Annotated in this window: 16 protein-coding genes; 4 read left to right on the forward strand and 12 right to left on the reverse strand. The window is 67.3% G+C overall.

The window, feature by feature from the left end; genetic code table 11:
• From MMB92_RS18975 to MMB92_RS19005, 7 genes are all read right to left on the reverse strand, one after another.
• Positions 1 to 812 (reverse strand): acetyl-CoA C-acyltransferase (locus tag MMB92_RS18975; RefSeq protein ID WP_277562860.1); only part of this gene is annotated, 812 nt, incomplete at its 3' end.
• 285 nt (positions 813 to 1,097) lie between these two features.
• Positions 1,098 to 1,682: a TIGR01841 family phasin gene (gene phaP, locus MMB92_RS18980; protein WP_006491043.1), complete on the reverse strand. Its 585-nt coding sequence runs from the start codon at positions 1,680 to 1,682 to the stop codon at positions 1,098 to 1,100.
• Positions 1,683 to 2,178: 496 nt separating this feature from the next.
• On the reverse strand, positions 2,179 to 2,943 hold the full coding sequence (locus MMB92_RS18985) for a ParA family protein (protein ID WP_034201359.1): 765 nt from the start codon (positions 2,941 to 2,943) through the stop codon (positions 2,179 to 2,181).
• 101 nt (positions 2,944 to 3,044) lie between these two features.
• The gene (locus tag MMB92_RS18990; protein WP_058901815.1) at positions 3,045 to 3,668 is read right to left on the reverse strand and encodes a DNA-3-methyladenine glycosylase; all 624 of its coding nucleotides are present in this window, start codon (positions 3,666 to 3,668) and stop codon (positions 3,045 to 3,047) included.
• Complete coding sequence (mug, locus tag MMB92_RS18995; protein WP_060210961.1) at positions 3,655 to 4,185, reverse strand: G/U mismatch-specific DNA glycosylase; 531 nt, start codon at positions 4,183 to 4,185, stop codon at positions 3,655 to 3,657. Before mug ends, MMB92_RS18990 begins: the two co-directional genes overlap by 14 nt.
• A gap of 122 nt (positions 4,186 to 4,307) precedes the next feature.
• Entirely contained in the window at positions 4,308 to 4,862 is a 555-nt protein-coding gene (locus MMB92_RS19000) for a single-stranded DNA-binding protein (RefSeq protein ID WP_034201356.1), read from the reverse strand.
• 99 nt (positions 4,863 to 4,961) lie between these two features.
• Positions 4,962 to 6,149 carry an MFS transporter gene (locus MMB92_RS19005; RefSeq protein WP_006483141.1) on the reverse strand — a complete coding sequence of 396 codons (1,188 nt, stop codon included), beginning with the start codon at positions 6,147 to 6,149 and terminating at the stop codon, positions 4,962 to 4,964.
• Between the two features lie 264 nt (positions 6,150 to 6,413).
• Here MMB92_RS19005 and uvrA point away from each other — a divergent pair, with 264 nt between their 5' ends.
• Together uvrA and MMB92_RS19015 are read left to right on the forward strand one after the other, a co-directional pair.
• Positions 6,414 to 9,299 carry an excinuclease ABC subunit UvrA gene (gene uvrA, locus MMB92_RS19010; protein WP_006483142.1) on the forward strand — a complete coding sequence of 962 codons (2,886 nt, stop codon included), beginning with the start codon at positions 6,414 to 6,416 and terminating at the stop codon, positions 9,297 to 9,299.
• A gap of 220 nt (positions 9,300 to 9,519) precedes the next feature.
• Positions 9,520 to 10,602 (forward strand): hypothetical protein, encoded by a 1,083-nt coding sequence (locus tag MMB92_RS19015; RefSeq protein WP_006483146.1) that lies wholly within the window; start codon positions 9,520 to 9,522, stop codon positions 10,600 to 10,602.
• Positions 10,603 to 10,695: 93 nt separating this feature from the next.
• On the opposite strand, the gene purU is transcribed toward MMB92_RS19015, so the two are convergent.
• The 5 genes from purU to MMB92_RS19040 form a co-directional block, all read right to left on the reverse strand.
• Positions 10,696 to 11,580, reverse strand: coding sequence for a formyltetrahydrofolate deformylase (purU, locus tag MMB92_RS19020; protein WP_006483149.1), 885 nt, complete (start codon positions 11,578 to 11,580; stop codon positions 10,696 to 10,698).
• 73 nt (positions 11,581 to 11,653) lie between these two features.
• Positions 11,654 to 12,520, reverse strand: coding sequence for an NUDIX hydrolase family protein (locus tag MMB92_RS19025; RefSeq protein WP_006483154.1), 867 nt, complete (start codon positions 12,518 to 12,520; stop codon positions 11,654 to 11,656).
• A gap of 5 nt (positions 12,521 to 12,525) precedes the next feature.
• Complete coding sequence (locus MMB92_RS19030) at positions 12,526 to 13,140, reverse strand: LysE family translocator (RefSeq protein WP_006483140.1); 615 nt, start codon at positions 13,138 to 13,140, stop codon at positions 12,526 to 12,528.
• Between the two features lie 75 nt (positions 13,141 to 13,215).
• Positions 13,216 to 13,782 (reverse strand): adenine phosphoribosyltransferase, encoded by a 567-nt coding sequence (locus MMB92_RS19035; protein WP_034178636.1) that lies wholly within the window; start codon positions 13,780 to 13,782, stop codon positions 13,216 to 13,218.
• 77 nt (positions 13,783 to 13,859) lie between these two features.
• Positions 13,860 to 15,866: a monovalent cation:proton antiporter family protein gene (locus MMB92_RS19040; RefSeq protein ID WP_006491635.1), complete on the reverse strand. Its 2,007-nt coding sequence runs from the start codon at positions 15,864 to 15,866 to the stop codon at positions 13,860 to 13,862.
• A gap of 125 nt (positions 15,867 to 15,991) precedes the next feature.
• On the opposite strand from MMB92_RS19040, the gene kdsD reads away from it, so the two are divergent.
• A complete protein-coding gene (kdsD, locus tag MMB92_RS19045; protein WP_006483136.1) occupies positions 15,992 to 16,975 on the forward strand; it encodes an arabinose 5-phosphate isomerase KdsD in 984 nt (327 codons plus the stop codon).
• Positions 16,975 to 17,511 (forward strand): HAD family hydrolase, encoded by a 537-nt coding sequence (locus MMB92_RS19050; protein ID WP_006483148.1) that lies wholly within the window; start codon positions 16,975 to 16,977, stop codon positions 17,509 to 17,511. The genes kdsD and MMB92_RS19050 overlap by 1 nt, the downstream gene beginning before the upstream one ends.
• The last annotated feature ends 3 nt before the right edge of the window (positions 17,512 to 17,514 follow it).

Consider the following 17,514-nt stretch of genomic DNA (forward strand, 5'->3'; position numbering starts at 1 on the left):
GTCAGGCCCAAGGCGGCTGCCTTCTGCGCCGACATCACCAGCACCGCGGCCGCCCCATCGTTCAGCCCCGACGCGTTCGCCGCCGTCACCGAGCCGTCCTTCGCGAACGCCGGCTTCAGCCCCGCCAGCGACTCCGCCGTCACGCCGTGACGCACGAACTCGTCCGTCGCGAACTGCACCGGCTCGCCCTTGCGTTGCGGAATCGACACCGGCACGATCTCGTCGTTGAAACGCCCGGCCTTCTGCGCGGCTTCCGCCTTGTTCTGCGACAGCGCCGCGAACGCGTCCTGCTCTTCGCGCGTGATCCCGTATTCCTTCGCGACGTTCTCCGCCGTGATCCCCATGTGGTACTGGTTGTACACGTCCCACAGCCCGTCGACGATCATCGTGTCGACCAGCTTCGCGTCGCCCATCCGGAACCCGTCGCGCGAGCCCGGCAGCACGTGCGGCGACGCGCTCATGTTCTCCTGGCCACCCGCGATCACGATCTCCGCGTCGCCCGCGACGATCGCGTTCGCCGCCAGCATCACGGCCTTCAGGCCCGAGCCGCACACCTTGTTGATCGTCATCCCCGGCACGGCGTTCGGCAGCCCCGCCTTGATCAGCGACTGCCGCGCCGGGTTCTGCCCGGAGCCGGCCGTCAGCACCTGGCCCATGATCACTTCGCTGACCTGCTCGGGCTTCACGCCCGCACGCTCCAGCACTGCGCGGATCACCGTCGCGCCCAGTTCGGGCGCCGCAACCTTCGCCAGCGAGCCGCCGAATTTGCCGACCGCGGTCCGCGCGGCCGATACGATCACTACATCCGTCATGTTCAATTCCTGCATCGAAATCAGTTCGTCGTTGTGACGCCGGCACGGGGCGACGGCGCGCGTCGGGCCAACCGGTGCGATCGCGGTCGCGGTCGCGCCATCTTCGCGTGCGGCGCCTGTTCGCACCGGCGGCACGGCACACCGCCGCACGGGCAACCGTGCACGGGCGTCTCGCGGCGCATCGGACGCTCGCCGGCCCCGCGTGGCACACGCGGCGCCGGCGCCGTCCGGCGCCGATCAAGCGTGTCGCGCCTGCGCGCGACACGCATTCAGCACGCGTTCAGATCACGCAGCCGATTCGCGCGCAGCCGCGGCGTCCTTGCGGGCGGCCGCAGCCGTCTGCTTGGCGCCGCGGGTGGCCGTTTCGCTGACTGCATCGAAACCGCTCTGCGCCGCTTCGATCGCCTGCCCCGTCGCTGCACGCACGGAGTCGGCCGCGGCGGTCGCCGCGGACAACGCCGAATTCAGCGCGGCCACCACCGGCGCCGAGCCGGCCGGTGCGTGCTTCGACAGTTCGCCGAGCACGTCCTTCAGGCGCTTGTCGTTCTGTTCGTACTGGGCCTGCGCGACCTTCGCCCATTCGGATTGCGTCGACACCGCGATGTCGAACAGATGGCGGCCATACGACACGACCTTGCCGGCCGCTTCCTGCGGCGCGGCGACCTGCTGCGCGAAGCCCGCGGCCGGGTTGTTGCCGTTGAACGCGTTCTTCAGCTTGTCCTCGTATTCCTCGAGCGCCGTGCGGGCCGCTTGCAGGTTGAGTTCGACGACGGCCTCGAAACCGTGGATCGCCGGACGGGCGATCGCGAACCAGGCGGCGATACCGGATTGATAATCGGCGGCGAGTTTTTCGGGGGCAAATACGGACATCGGGCACGCTCCTGTTAGCAATGCGAGAGACGACGTAAAGAAAAATGGAAGCTTGATCGACAGCGCTTCCTTATTGACGACCCGTACCTGTTTGAGCACGAGCGGTTGAAGGAAGTCATTCTAGAGCGATTAATTGTCAATTAAATGGCATTAATGATAGGTATAAACCCTTATTACCCTTTAGAGCGGCCGCTGCAGTCCGCGTGCCGACATCGCGGGCAGGATGCCCGCACGCTCCGACCCGCAATGCCTTTTTACCTTTTTACAGCATAGCGCATCGTGACGTCGCGCAATATTTACCAATCCATTATTCCGTTTATTAGAAAACCGGCCCTCATTAAAAATGGAGTGGTCGCCGATGTAATCGTTTTTTCGGGATTTATTATGAAATCGTTTTCTGGATTATTAATGACGAATTCAATGATCGGATGAATTACGATCGCGATAAAAACGAGGCCGCTCGAAGCGGCCTTGGTCGATGCGGTGAAGCGCGGGGTCAGCCGGCCAGTTCGCGATGCAGCGCGCGGAATTCCTGCGCGAGCTTGTGGGTCGGTTCGAGATGGATCACCGGCGTCGACTGCTGATGCGATTCGCGGATCTTCACCGACGCGGACAACCGCGACGCGAGCACCGGCAGCCCTTCGTCGACGAGTTCGTCGACCAGCCGTTGCGGCAGGCTCGCGCGCGGCTGGAACTGGTTGATGACGATCCCTTCGACTTCGAGCGCCGCGTTGTGGTCCTGCTGGATTTCCTTCACGTTCTCGAGCAGCGTGTACAGCGCGCGGCGCGAGAAATCGTCGCAGTCGAACGGGATCAGACAGCGCTCGACCGCGATCAGCGCCGAGCGCGTATAGAAATTCAGCGCGGGCGGCGTGTCGATGTACACCGCATCGTAAGTGTCGAGCTCGTTGAGCGCGTCGCGCAGCTTGTAGATCTTGTAGCGTGATTCGAGCTTGCCGTGCAGCGTGTCGAGATCCGGATGCGCGGGCATCACGTCGAGTCCGTCGAACGGGGTCGCGTGGATGAACGACGCGACGTCGACCGGCCGGAAGTTGAAGGTCAGCGCGGTTTCGAAGAAACCGGCCACGCCCGGTTGCGCGTCGGCCGCCGCGTCGCCGAGCAGGTAGCGCGTCGAGTTCGCCTGCGCATCGAGATCGATGACGAGCGTGCGCAATCCTTCGCTCGCGCTGATCGCCGCCAGGTTGCAGACGATCGTCGACTTGCCCACGCCGCCCTTCTGGTTGAACACGACCCGCCGCATGGTGTCCCCTCGCTCGAAACGTCGAAACGGCCAGCTTAGCGGGTCAATCATGGCGACCGCGTGACGCAGGTCGAATTGGACGCGACAGTGCGCGCCACGCGTCACACGCGCGGCACCGCGCCCGATACGTAGCGGTTGCCGGGCACGCTCCACCGCCACGGGAGATCCTGGCCGACGCGAATGCCGATGCGCGGCCCGCCCGCCAGACCGGCGGGCGGCGCCAGCCCGTCGTCGACGATCGCGAACCCTTGATGCGCGCCGGCCAGGTCGACGCCATCCTGCGCGCCGCCGATCCCCATCGCCTGCGTCAGCCGGGCCGGCCCGCGGCACAAGTCGCGATCGCGCGTGCGCGGCGGCCGCGCCGCACGCATCTGTTCGAGTCCGTGCAGCGGCTCCAGCGCCCGGATCAGCACGCCCGTTCCCGCGCCGTCCGGGCCGCACACGCAGTTGCAGCACCAGTGCATGCCGTACGTGAAATAAACGTAGAAGTGCCCGGGCGGCCCGAACATCGTCGCGTTGCGCGGGGTCTTGCCGCGATAGGTGTGCGCCGCCGGATCGAGTGCGCCCGCATACGCTTCCACTTCGACGATGCGGCCGGCCCGGCCGTCCGCGGCCGCGAGGATCTTGTTGAGCAGTTGCGGCGCGACCTCGGTGGCCATGCGGTTGAAGAATGCGCGTGGCACGATGGCGCCCGGCCACGGAGCCGCCGTCTTACTGCGTCGCATCGTGTCCCTCCGTGATCGCCGCGGAATGAAGCTCGCGATACGCATCGATCAGATCGTCGAGCCCGAATGCGCGGTTTCTCCCGCTGGGATTCGGCAGCACCCACACCCGCGCATGCTCGATGCGGGCCGACTGCAATCCCCACGCGACTTCGCGCTGCCCCGACAGCGCCGAATAGGCCGCCTTGCCGAGAAACGCGACGAAGCGCGGCGCATGCTGCGCGACTTTCTGCTGGAACGCGGCGCCGGCGACCGCGAATTCCGCGCGCGAAAGCTGATCGGCACGCGCGGTCGGCCGCGGCACCACGGCCGTCAGCCCGCAGCCGTAACGGAGGATCTCGCGATCGTCCAGCGGCGAAATTTCCGTCGGCGTGAAGCCCGCGAGATGGAGCACGCGCCAGAAGCGGTTGTTTCTCCCCGCGAAGTGATGGCCGGTCGCGGCCGCGAGCAGGCCGGGATTGATCCCGCAGAACAGGACGTCGAGATCGGGCGCGATGAGGTCGGGGAGTGCGTCAGCCACGGTTCATCCGGCGTGCGACCGGCGGGAACGACGTAAACGAAACAAGGCCCGAAAACCCGGGCCAAGCGACTGGCTTGACTCGGATATTCGGGCCCATCGTGATGCGAGGGTGCGACTGGCGATCAGAACGGGATATCGTCGTCCATCTCGTCGAAGCCGCCGCCTGCCGGTGCGCTCGGACGGCTCTGGCCGCCACCACCCGCACCGCCACGCGCCGCGCCGCCGCCGCCGGCACGACCGCCGCCGCCACGCTCCGCCTGCTCGCCGCGACCGCCGCCACCACCACCGTAGCCGCCGCCATAACCGCCTTCGTCACCGCCGCCACCGCCGCCGCCCGAACCGCCGCGGCCGCCGAGCATCTGCATCTGTTCGGCGACGATTTCGGTCGAGTAACGGTCCTGGCCGTCCTGGCCCTGCCACTTGCGCGTGCGGATGCGGCCTTCGATATAGACCGACGAACCCTTCTTCAGGTATTCGCTGACGATTTCCGCCAGACGGCCGAAGAACGCGACGCGATGCCACTCGGTCATTTCCTTGAAATCGCCGCTCGCCTTGTCCTTGTAGCGATCGGTCGTCGCGAGACGGATGTTCGCAACCGCGTCGCCGCTCGGCAGGTAACGGACTTCAGGATCGGCGCCGAGATTGCCGACGAGGATGACCTTGTTGACGGATGCCATGTGTTTCTCCAGTAAATTCGATGCCGGGCCGCCCGCGTGTGTCGCCGGAACGGCCCGCCGGGCACGCCGGCGCGCTGCCGATGCCTGCCCGAGTGAGGTTCAGGCCTTGCGCGGCGGCGCCTTCATATTGGCCGCGATTATAAGCCACGCGGCCACGAGCCCCGAACACGTGTAGAACACCGTGTTCGCGCCCCCATGCTTCAGCAGCCAGCCGCCCACGATGCCGCCGAGCGCGAGCCCGATCGACTGCGTGGTGTTGTAGACGCCCGTGGCCGCGCCCTTGCGCGAACCCGGCGCGAGCTTCGACACGAGCGACGGCTGCGACGCTTCCAGGATGTTGAACCCGAGGAAGTAGACGAAGAGAATCGCCGCCACAATCAGGATGGTATGCGGCGCGCTGCCCAGCAGCAATTGACCGATCAGGATAGCCAGAATGCCGCCGAGCAGCACCGGCTTCATCTTGCCCCGTTTTTCCGCGACGATGATCGCCGGCACCATCATCACGAACGCGAGCCCCATCACCGGCAGGTAGACCTTCCAGTGCGCGGCGACCGGCAGCCCGCCGTCGACCAAGAGGCGCGGCACGACGAGGAACAGCGCCGTCTGCGTCGCATGCAGCACCAGCACGCCGAAGTTCAGGCGCAGCAGCTCGACGTTGTGCAGCACCTCGGCGAACGGCGCGGGCACGTGCACGGGCTTCGCCGCATCGGGCACGATCCACAGCACGACGCCGATCGCGAGGATCGACAGCACGCCGACGATCGCGAACAGCCCGCTCATCCCGACCCAGTGGAACACGATCGGCGCGCCGACGATCGCGACCGCGAACGACACGCCGATCGACCCGCCGACCATCGCCATCGCCTTCGTGCGGTTCTGCTCGGAAGTCAGGTCGGCGATGAACGCGAGCACCGCCGACGACACGGCGCCCATCCCCTGGATCACGCGGCCGACGATGATCCACGTGATGTCGTGCGCGAACGCGGCGACGAAGCTGCCGAGCGCGAAGATCACGAGGCCGGTGGCGATCACCGGCTTGCGGCCGAACTTGTCGGACGCCCACCCGTAGAAGATATAGAACAGCGACTGCGTGACGCCGTAGGCCCCGAGCGCGATCCCGACGAGCAGCACGTTGTCGCCGCCCGGGATGGTTTTCGCGTAGACGGAGAACACCGGCATGATCATGAACAGGCCGAGCATGCGCAACGCGAAGATCGCCGCGAGCGACGTGGTCGCGCGCAGTTCGGGCGCAGTCATGCGGGAAGACGTGGCAGACGGATTGGACATCGGGAATGAATTTCGAATGATCGGAATGTCCGCCCGGCGGCGGGCGGCGGAAGATCAGGACCGGCGGCCTGGCGGCCTTTCGGGCGACGCGTCGGGGCCGGATGCAGACGGCCTGCGGGCCGCCCGGAACCGTGCGGCGCGACCGCATTCCCCGGCGCAGGTGTCGCCTTGCTGCCACCTGCTGTAAAGGCTGGGGGCCGTAAACGACGGTCTCGAAAAGCCGTTATAGTAGCAGGTTTGGTTCCCTCCATTTTCGCCAGGTTCATGGAACAGATCCGTATCCGTGGGGCACGCACCCACAACCTGAAAAACGTCAATCTCGACCTGCCGCGCCACAAGCTGGTCGTGATTACCGGGTTGTCCGGGTCGGGCAAGTCGTCGCTCGCGTTCGACACCCTTTATGCCGAAGGCCAGCGCCGCTACGTGGAAAGCCTGTCCGCGTACGCCCGCCAGTTCCTGCAGCTGATGGAGAAGCCCGATGTCGACCTGATCGAGGGGCTGTCGCCGGCGATCTCGATCGAGCAGAAGGCCACGTCCCACAACCCGCGTTCGACCGTCGGCACGGTCACGGAAATCCACGACTACCTGCGACTTTTGTACGCACGTGTCGGCACGCCGTACTGCCCCGACCACGACATCCCGCTCGAGGCGCAGAGCGTGTCGCAGATGGTCGACGCGGCGCTCGCGCTGCCCGAGGAAACCAAGCTGATGATCCTCGCGCCCGTCGTCGCGAACCGCAAGGGCGAGCACGCCGAGCTGTTCGAGGACATGCAGGCGCAGGGCTTCGTGCGCTTTCGCGTGCGCTCGGGCGGCGGCGCCGCGAACGAAGGCGTCGCGAAGATCTACGAGGTCGAGTCGCTGCCGAAGCTGAAGAAGAACGACAAGCACACGATCGACGTCGTCGTCGATCGCCTGAAAGTGCGCCCGGACATGAAGCAGCGGCTCGCCGAATCGTTCGAAACCGCGCTGCGCCTGGCCGACGGCCGCGCGATCGCGCTCGAGATGGATACCGATCACGAGCACCTGTTCAGCTCGAAGTTCGCGTGCCCGATCTGCTCGTACTCGCTGCAGGAGCTCGAGCCGCGCCTGTTCTCGTTCAACAACCCGATGGGCGCGTGCCCGGAATGCGACGGCCTCGGCCAGATCACGTTCTTCGACCCGAAGCGGGTCGTCGCGCACCCGTCGCTGTCGCTGGCCGCGGGCGCGGTGAAGGGCTGGGACCGCCGCAACCAGTTCTACTTCCAGATGCTGCAGAGCCTCGCGGCGTTCTACGAGTTCGACATCGACGCCGCATTCGAGGATCTCCCCGAAAAGATCCGCAAGGTGCTGCTGTTCGGCTCGGGCAAGCAGACGATTCCGTTCTCGTACATCAACGAGCGCGGCCGCACGACGATCCGCGAGCACGTGTTCGAAGGGATCATCCCGAACCTCGAGCGCCGCTACCGCGAGACCGATTCGGTCGCGGTGCGCGAAGAGCTGTCGAAGTACCAGAACAACCAGCCGTGCCCGTCGTGCGACGGCACGCGCCTGCGCCGCGAGGCGCGCCACGTGCGGATCGGCACCGGCGACTACGCGCGCGGCATCTATGAAATCAGCGGCTGGCCGCTGCGCGACGCGCTCGGCTACTTCGACGGGCTGACGCTCGACGGCGCGAAGCGCGAGATCGCCGACAAGGTGATCAAGGAAATCGTCGCGCGCCTGACGTTCCTGAACAACGTCGGCCTCGACTACCTGTCGCTCGAGCGCAGCGCCGAGACCTTGTCGGGCGGCGAGGCGCAGCGCATCCGGCTCGCGTCGCAGATCGGCTCGGGGCTCACGGGCGTGATGTACGTGCTCGACGAGCCGTCGATCGGCCTGCACCAGCGCGACAACGACCGCCTGATCGCGACGCTCAAGCACCTGCGCGACCTCGGCAACTCGGTGATCGTCGTCGAGCACGACGAGGACATGATCCGCACGGCCGACTACGTGGTCGACATGGGCCCCGGCGCGGGCGAGCACGGCGGCGTCGTGGTCGCCGAAGGCACGCCGAAGCAGGTGCAGTCGAATCCGCAGTCGCTGACCGGCCAGTACCTGCTCGGCAAGCGCGTGATCGAGTACCCGGACGAGCGGCTCGCGCCCGATCCGGAGCGGATGCTGCGCATCGTCGACGCGCACGGCAACAACCTGAAGCACGTCGATCTGGAACTGCCGGTCGGCCTCCTGACCTGCATCACCGGCGTGTCGGGCTCCGGCAAGTCGACGCTGATCAACGACACGCTGTATCACGCGGTCGCGCGCCACCTGTACGGCTCGGCGGCCGAGCCGGCGCCGCACGAGGCGATCGAGGGCCTCGAGCACTTCGACAAGGTGATCAACGTCGACCAGTCGCCGATCGGCCGCACGCCGCGCTCGAACCCGGCCACGTACACGGGCCTGTTCACGCCGATCCGCGAGCTGTTCTCGGGCGTCCCGACGTCGAAGGAGCGCGGCTACGATCCGGGCCGCTTCTCGTTCAACGTGAAGGGCGGCCGCTGCGAATCGTGCCAGGGCGACGGCGTGCTGAAGGTCGAGATGCACTTTTTGCCGGACGTCTACGTGCCGTGCGACGTGTGCCACGGCAAGCGCTACAACCGCGAAACGCTCGAAGTGCAGTACAAGGGCAAGAACATCAGCGAAGTGCTCGACATGACGGTCGAGCACGCGTACGAGTTCTTCAGCGCGGTGCCGGTCATCGCACGCAAGCTGAAGACGCTGCTCGACGTCGGCCTCGGCTACATCCGCCTCGGCCAGTCGGCCACGACGCTGTCGGGCGGCGAGGCGCAGCGCGTGAAGCTGTCGCTGGAGCTGTCCAAGCGCGACACCGGCCGCACGCTGTACATCCTCGACGAGCCGACCACCGGCCTGCACTTCCACGACATCGCGCTGCTGCTGGAAGTGATCCACCGGCTGCGCGACCAGGGCAACACGGTCGTGATCATCGAGCACAACCTCGACGTGATCAAGACGGCCGACTGGGTGATCGACCTCGGCCCCGAGGGCGGCGCCGGCGGCGGTCAGATCATCGCGCAGGGCACGCCCGAGCAGGTCGCGAAGACGAAGGCGAGCTTCACCGGCAAGTACCTCGCACCGCTGCTCAAGCGTCCGACCCGCAAAGTCGCGGCCGGCTGACGCCGCTCCACCCGGCCCGCGCGCGGCCGTCCGGCCGCGCGCCTCCTCGTTTTCCCTTCTGCGTTTACACCACGCGCCAAACGGCCCGTTTGCGGACCATAATGGCAGCTATACTTTACGGTCGTAAGGTTCGCCATCCGCACCAATCCGGTGCGGCGCCGGGCGGCCCGCACGCTGCCGCGCGCTGCGCGGCACGATACACGGACGACAGGAATCCACGATGGAGAAGCAACAAGAGTCGCGCGACACGCAGAACCGCGAGCCGCACCTGCGCAGCGTGCGGCTGACGAGCGACTTGAGCCTGCCGAAGCTGTCGGCGCTCGAGATCGGCAGCTATCTCTTCGCGCTCGTCATGATGTGGCTCGTCCTCGAGCTCCGGCTGCTCGGCGGGATGCTCGCCGGCCTGCTCGTCTACCAGCTGATCCACACGATCGCACCCGTGATCGAACGCCACACCACCAGCATGCGCGCGCGCTGGGTCGCCGTCGTGCTGTTGTCGATCGCGATCGTCGGCGCGCTCACCGGCCTGACGATCGGCATCATCGAGCATTTCGAGCACACGGTGCCGAACCTGCAGAGCCTGCTCGACCAGCTGATGCAGATCGTCGAGCAGACCCGCGCACGCACGCCGGCGTGGATCGCCAATCTGCTGCCCGTCGACGTCGAACAGATGAAGACGAAGGCGGCCGTGCTGATGCACTCGCACATGGACCAGCTCCAGCAAAGCGGCAAGAGCGTCGCGCGCGGCTTCGGCCACGTGCTGTTCGGGATGATCATCGGCGCGATGATCGCGATCGGCGTCGAGCAGGGCAAGGTGCGCCGGCCGCTGTCGACCGCGCTCGTCATGCGCGTGTCGCGCTTCTCCGACGCGTTCCGCCGCATCGTGTTCGCGCAGATCAAGATCTCGGCGATCAACGCGGCATTCACCGGCATCTATCTGCTCGTCGCGCTGCCGATCTTCCACCAGCGGCTGCCGCTGTCGAAAACGCTCGTGCTCGTCACGTTCATCGTCGGCCTGCTGCCGGTGATCGGCAACCTGATCTCGAACACGCTGATCGTCGCGGTGTCGCTGTCGGTCAGCATGGGCACCGCGATCGCGTCGCTCGCGTTCCTCGTGGTCATCCACAAGCTCGAATACTTCCTGAACGCGAAGATCATCGGCGGCCAGATCGAGTCGCGCGCGTGGGAGCTGCTGCTCGCGATGCTGATCATGGAAGCCGCGTTCGGGCTGCCGGGCGTGATCGCCGCGCCGATCTTCTATGCGTACCTGAAACGCGAGCTGTACCTGCTGCGGCTGATCTGAAACCGCCCGCCAGCCAGCGGAAAGCAAAAACGCCGCGCCCCGTGAAGGGCGCGGCGTTTTTGCTTGTGGAGCCGGCCGTTCGCGGCCAACGGATCAGCGGAACACGACCGTCTTCGTCCCGTTCAGCACGATCCGGTGCTCGACGTGCCACTTCACCGCCCGCGCGAGCGTCACGCACTCGACGTCGCGGCCGATCGCGGTCAGCTGGTCGGGCGTCATGCTGTGATCGACACGTTCGACTTCCTGCTCGATGATCGGGCCTTCGTCGAGATCGGTCGTCACGTAGTGCGCGGTCGCGCCGATCAGCTTCACGCCGCGGTCGAACGCCTGGTAGTACGGCTTCGCGCCCTTGAAGCTCGGCAGGAACGAATGGTGGATGTTGATCGCGCGCCCGGCGAGCTGCTCGCACATATTCGGCGACAGGATCTGCATGTAGCGCGCGAGCACGACGAGATCGGCCTGGTGCTCGTCGATCACTTCCAGCACGCGCGCTTCCTGCGCGGCCTTCGCGGCATCGGACGAACCGCCGATCAGCGGGAAGTGATGGAACGGAATGTTGTAGCTCGCCGCGAGCTGGTAGAACTCCTTGTGGTTCGACACGATCGCCGGAATCTCGATCGGCAGCTGGCCCGTGCGATAGCGGAACAGCAGGTCGTTCAGGCAGTGGCCGATCTTCGACACCATGATCACGACGCGCGGCTTCACGGCCGCATCGTGCAGCTCCCAGCGCATCGAGAACTGTTCGGCGAGCGGCGCGAATTCCTTGCGAAGCGTGTCGAGCGCCGACGCGGCATCCACGCCGCCGCCGTCCTGCTCGAAGTGCACGCGCATGAAGAACTCGCTGGTGCGGCTGTCGCCGAACTGCGCGGAATCGAGGATGTTGTTGCTGCGCTCGAACAGGAAGCCCGAGACCGCATGGACGATGCCGTGCCGGTCGGGGCACGACAGTTTCAAGATAAAGCTGTGATCGGTCGGCATGACCGCTACTCCCATTGTTTCCGTATTCGTCAAATTGCCCGTTCGCGCCGCGCGGCTGCGCGCTCGGCGCGCGTCACGCCGCCGGTACGAACAGCGCGTCGATGCCGGCCGCGTCGGCCGCCGCAATCCAGCGGTGGCGCAGCAGCGTATCGAGCGTCGCGAGGCTCGCATCCATCGTCGCGCGGCCTTCGCGCAACCAGCCGATCACCTCGGGCACGCTGGCCAGCAGGTGCTCGGCCACTTCGCCGTCCTGGTTGCGTGGCGCGAAGTCGTGCGGCAGCGGCAGGTCGTACACGAAGATCAGTTCGGATTGCGTGCCTTCCGGCAGCGAATTCAGCACCTGCACCGTGCGGCCCGCGATCGCGCGCGCCGCCAGGTCGGCCGGAATGCCGGCTTCTTCCCAGCATTCCTTCGCGAGCGTCTCGTGAACGCCCAGCCCCCAGCCGATCCCGCCCGCGACGACGTTGTCGAGCATGCCGGGGTCGGTGGCCTTGGTCGCGCTGCGGCGGCCGAGCCACATCTTCGGCGCAGCCGCGGCGGGCGGCTCGCCCGGCGTAACCGCATATTCTACGATGCCGTTCACGTGCACCGCATAGGTCTGCGTGCCGAAGAAGCGCGACGCGGCGCGCTCGATGTACGCGAGCGGCGGATCGTCGAAGCGGTTGCGGATCGCGTAGATCTCGTCGCGCCAGCCGGGAATCGCGCCTTCGGCGGCGAGCGCGCCGATCGCGCTGGCCAGCGCCATGCTGCGCGCGTCGACCGAATCGTAGCGCGCCGACAGCACGACGCGCTCGCCGGTCAGCTCGAACACGTCGGGCCAGCGCGCGAGCTTCGCGACGTCCTGGCGGCGCACCCAGCCGACCGCCTGGCCGGCGATCTCGAAACGCAGGTGCGCGGCCGGATCGAAGCGGCGCGCGGCCGCGATGCACGGAAACGTCATCGTCATCAATCCTTCAGCGCGACGCGAATGCCGATCGCGATGAACGTCGCGCCGGCGATCCGGTCGAGCCACACGCCGGCCTTCGGGCGGCGCTTCAGCCACGTGCCGATCATGCCCGCGCCGACGCCGAACAGCGAGAAGACCGCGGCCGTCTGCAGCATGAACAGCGCGCCGAGTTCGAACATCTGCAGCGTCACGCTCTGCGCGCCGTGCGGATCGACGAACTGCGGCAGGAACACGACGAAGAACAGCGTGACCTTCGGGTTCATCAGGTTGCCGATCACGCTCTGCCGGAAGATCGTGCCGAGCGGCTGCGGCGGCCGCGCATGCGCGTTCGCGAGGCCCTGGCTGCGCAGCGCCTTGATGCCGATCCACACGAGGTACGCGGCGCCCGCGAGCTTCAGGATCTGGAACGCGACCGGCGACGAACGCAGCACGGCCGCGACGCCGAGCGCCGCGAGCGTCGTGTGGAACAGGATCCCCGCCGTGAAGCCGAGCGCGGCGACGAAGCCGGCCGCGCGACCCTGCGAGATGCCGCGGGCGAGCACCTGCAGGTTGTCGGGACCCGGCGCGAACGTGATCGCGATCGACGTGGCGAGAAACAGCATGAAGTTGGGCATCGTGACCTCGCTGCGGAATGTGAACCAGGCGTGAATCAGCGCAAGCCGGGGCGGCCCGCCCCGGGGGACCGGCGTTCAGTGGCCGGAGAATTCGGTAACGGTGTAGACCGGCAGTCCGGCGTTGCGCAGCAGCGCCGAGCCGCCGAGATCGGGCAGGTCGATGATCGCCGCACCCTCGACGACCACCGCGCCGAGCCGCTGCAGCAGGTTGCGCCCCGCCATCATCGTGCCGCCGGTCGCGATCAGGTCGTCCATGATGATCACGCGATCGCCGGGGCGGCACGCATCTTCGTGGATCTCGACCGTCGCGCTGCCGTATTCGAGGTCGTACGATTCCGAACGGGTCTTGTACGGCAGCTTGCCGACCTTGCGGATCGGCACGAAGCCGACGCTCAGCTCGTACGCGACGATCGGCGCGATGATGAAGCCGCGCGCGTCGAGGCCCGCGACGTAGTCGAGCTTCGCGTCGACATAGCGTTCGACGAACAGGTCGACGAGGATGCGCAGCGCCTTCGGGCTCTGCAGCAGCGTCGTGATGTCGCGGAACTGCACGCCCGGCTGCGGCCAGTCCGGCACCGTGCGGATCTGGCTATGGATGAAGGCGACCGGATCGAGCGGTGCGCCCGACGACGAATGCGGCATGAAACTCTCCGAAAAAAACGGTGCGCGAAGATCGGGCACCGTTTCTGATCAATACGGGTCAGGTTGTGAATCGCGGCTCACGCGGCCGCGGCCGGCGGGTCGCGCCGATGGCGCGACAACCGCTCCTCCGCGAGCGCGAGCGCCTCGGGCAGCCCGCGCAGCACCACGATGTCGCTCGCGCGCAGCTTGGTCTGCGGATCGGGTTCGACGCCGCGGATGCCGTGCCGGCGGATCGCCGTGACTTCCAGCCCGAGCGCGTACAGCCCGAGTTCTTCCAGCGAACGCCCGACCGCGTCCGCGCGCGCATCGACCGGCACCGATTGTAGCCGCACCTGCTCGTGATCGTCGTCGTCCGCGTCGTCGGCGCCGCGGAAATAGCCGCGCAGCAGGCTGTAACGCTCGTCGCGCATCTCCTCGACGCGCCGCACGACCTTGCGCATCGGCACGCCGACCAGCACCAGCGTATGCGACGCCAGCATCAGGCTGCCCTCGACGATCTCCGGAATCACCTCGGTCGCGCCGGCCGCGAGCAGTTTCTCCAGGTCGGCATCGTCCACGGTACGCACGATCGCGGGCAGCGTCGGTTCGAGCTCGTGCACGTGGTGCAGCACGCGCAGCGCGGACGGCGTGTTCGCGTAGGTGATCGCGACGGCCGCCGCCCGGTGGATACCGGCCGCGAGCAGCGACTCGCGGCGCGCCGCGTCGCCGAACACCACCGATTCGCCGGCGGTCGCCGCCGCGCTCACGCGATCGGGATCGAGGTCGAGCGCGACGTACGAAATGCCTTCCTGTTCGAGCATGCGCGCGAGGTTCTGGCCCGCGCGGCCGTAGCCGCAGATGATCACGTGGCCGCGCTGCTTCAGGCTTTGCGTCGCGATCCGCGTCATCTGCAGCGACTGCTGCATCCATTCGGTCGACGACAGCCGCATCACGATGCGGTCGGCGTTCTGGATCAGGAACGGCGCGGCGAGCATCGACAGCAGCATCGACGCGAGGATCGCCTGCAGCAGCGTCGAATCGACGAGATGCCGGTCGAGGATCAGGTTCAGCAGCACGAAGCCGAATTCGCCGGCCTGCGCGAGGCCGATGCCCGTGCGCATCGCGACGCCCGGCGTCGCGCCGAACAGCCGCGCGAGCCCGGCGATCATCGTCGCCTTGAACAGGATCTGCCCGACGAAGAAGCCGAGCACGATCAGCGGATGCTCCCAGATCACGCGCGGGTCGAGCAGCATCCCCGTCGTCACGAAGAACAGGCCGAGCAGCACGTCGCGGAACGGCTTGATGTCCTCCTCCACCTGATGGCGGAACGGCGTCTCGGAAATGAGCATCCCGGCGATGAACGCGCCGAGCGCGAGCGACAGCCCGAAGCGGTCGGTGATGAACGCGGCGCCGAGCGTGACGAGCAGCAGGTTCAGCACGAACAGCTCCTGCGAGCGGCGCCGCGCGACGACGTTGAGCCAGCGCGTCATGAAGCGCTGGCCGATGACGAGCAGCAGCGCGAGCGCGATCACGATCTTGACCGCCGCGAAGCCGAGCGTGAGCGCGAGATCCTTCGACGACTCGGCGCCGAACGCGGCGATCACGATCAACAGCGGCACCACCGCGAGATCCTGGAACAGCAGCACGCCGAAGATGTTGCGGCCGTGCTCGGTCTCGATCTCGAGCCGCTCGGCGAGCATCTTCGACACGATCGCCGTCGACGACATCGCGAGCGCGCCGCCGAGCGCGATACTGCCCTGCCACGTGATGTGCACCCAGCGCTCGAACAGCGCGCCGAGCACGAGCGCGAGCACGAGGGTCGCGACGACCTGCAAGAGGCCGAGTCCGAACACGAGCCGCTGCATCGCCCTCAGCTTCGCGAGCGAGAATTCGAGGCCGATCGAAAACATCAGGAACACCACGCCGAATTCCGCGAGGTGCTCGGCCCGTTCGAGATCCGCCGCGACGCCGAAGGCGTGCGGGCCGACCAGGATGCCGACGGTCAGATAGCCGAGCATCGGCGGCAGGTTCAACGAGCGGAATACGACGACGCCCACCACCGAGGCCAGCAGCAGCAGCAGGGTCATTTCGAGCGGGGAAATCACAGGCGAAGCGTCCTCGTTCGTCGGGGCCACGGCAATGCGGGCGCGGGTGGTGGCGGTGGACAGGCGACCTCGGACGAGTCCGAAGGCGCGGCGCGGCGAACAAACGCCTTTGCTATACTCCGCGCATGATAGCGAAAATCAATGATGATCGGGCGCTCGCGCTCGCCCGCGACGTGCTCGACATCGAGGCGGACGCCGTGCGCGCGCTGCGCGACCAGCTCGACGGCGGCTTCGTCCAGGCCGTGGCGCTGCTGCTCGGCTGCCGCGGCCGCGTCGTGGTCTCCGGGATCGGCAAATCGGGGCATATCGCCCGCAAGATCGCAGCCACGCTGGCCAGCACCGGTACGCCGGCCTTCTTCGTCCACCCCGCCGAGGCCAGCCACGGCGACCTCGGGATGGTCACCTCCGACGACGTCTTCATCGGCATCTCCTATTCCGGCGAGTCGGAAGAACTCGTCGCGATCCTGCCGCTCGTGAAGCGGATCGGCGCGAAGCTGATCGCGATCACGGGCCGCGCGGGGTCGAGCCTCGGCACGCTCGCCGACGTGAACCTGAACGCCGCGGTGTCGAAGGAAGCGTGCCCGCTGAACCTCGCGCCCACCGCGAGCACGACCGCGGCGCTCGCGCTCGGCGACGCGCTCGCCGTCGCCGTGCTCGACGCGCGCGGCTTCGGCTCGGAAGATTTCGCGCGCTCGCATCCGGGCGGCGCGCTCGGCCGGCGCCTGCTCACCTACGTGCGCGACGTGATGCGCTCGGGCGACGACGTCCCGTCCGTCGGGCTGAACGCGACGCTGTCGGACGCGCTGTTCCAGATCACCGCGAAGCGCCTCGGCATGACGGCCGTGGTCGACGCCGACGGCAAGGTCGCCGGCATCTTCACGGACGGCGACCTGCGCCGCGTGCTCGCCCGCGACGGCGATTTCCGCACGCTGCCGATCACCGAAGTCATGACGCGCGACCCGCGCACGATCGCGCCGGATCACCTGGCCGTCGAGGCCGTGGAACTGATGGAGCGCCACCGGATCAACCAGATGCTGGTCGTCGATGCCGACGGCGCGCTGATCGGCGCGCTGAACATGCACGACCTGTTTTCGAAGAAGGTGATCTGATGAGCGCAGCGCTGACTGCGGCCGAACGCGCGAGCCGCGTGAAGCTGATGATTTTCGACGTCGACGGCGTGCTGACCGACGGCGGCCTGCTGTTTACCGCGGCCGGCGACGCGATGAAGTCGTTCAATTCGCTCGACGGCCATGGCGTGAAGCTGCTCGGCGAAGCCGGCATCGCGACCGCGATCATCACGGGCCGCCGCTCGGACATCGTCGCGGCGCGCGCGAAGGAAATGAAGATCGCGCACTTGTTCCAGGGCGTCGAGAACAAGCTCACCGTGTTCGCCGACCTGATCGCGTCGCTCGGCCTGACGGCCGACGCCTGCGGCTACATGGGCGACGACTGGCCCGACCTGCCGGTGATGCTGCGCTGCGGCTTCGCGACGGCCCCCGCGAACGCGCACCCCGAGGTGATCGCCCGCGCGCACTGGGTCGCCGAGGCCCGCGGCGGCCACGGCGCCGTGCGCGAGGTCTGCGATGCGATCCTGCGCGCGCAGCGCCGCTACGACGCGCTGCTCGCCGCCGCCTGCGGAGCCTGACCG

The sequence above is a fragment of the Burkholderia sp. IO2 genome (genome assembly GCF_029522185.1).
Taxonomy (GTDB): Bacteria; Pseudomonadota; Gammaproteobacteria; order Burkholderiales; family Burkholderiaceae; genus Burkholderia; species Burkholderia cenocepacia.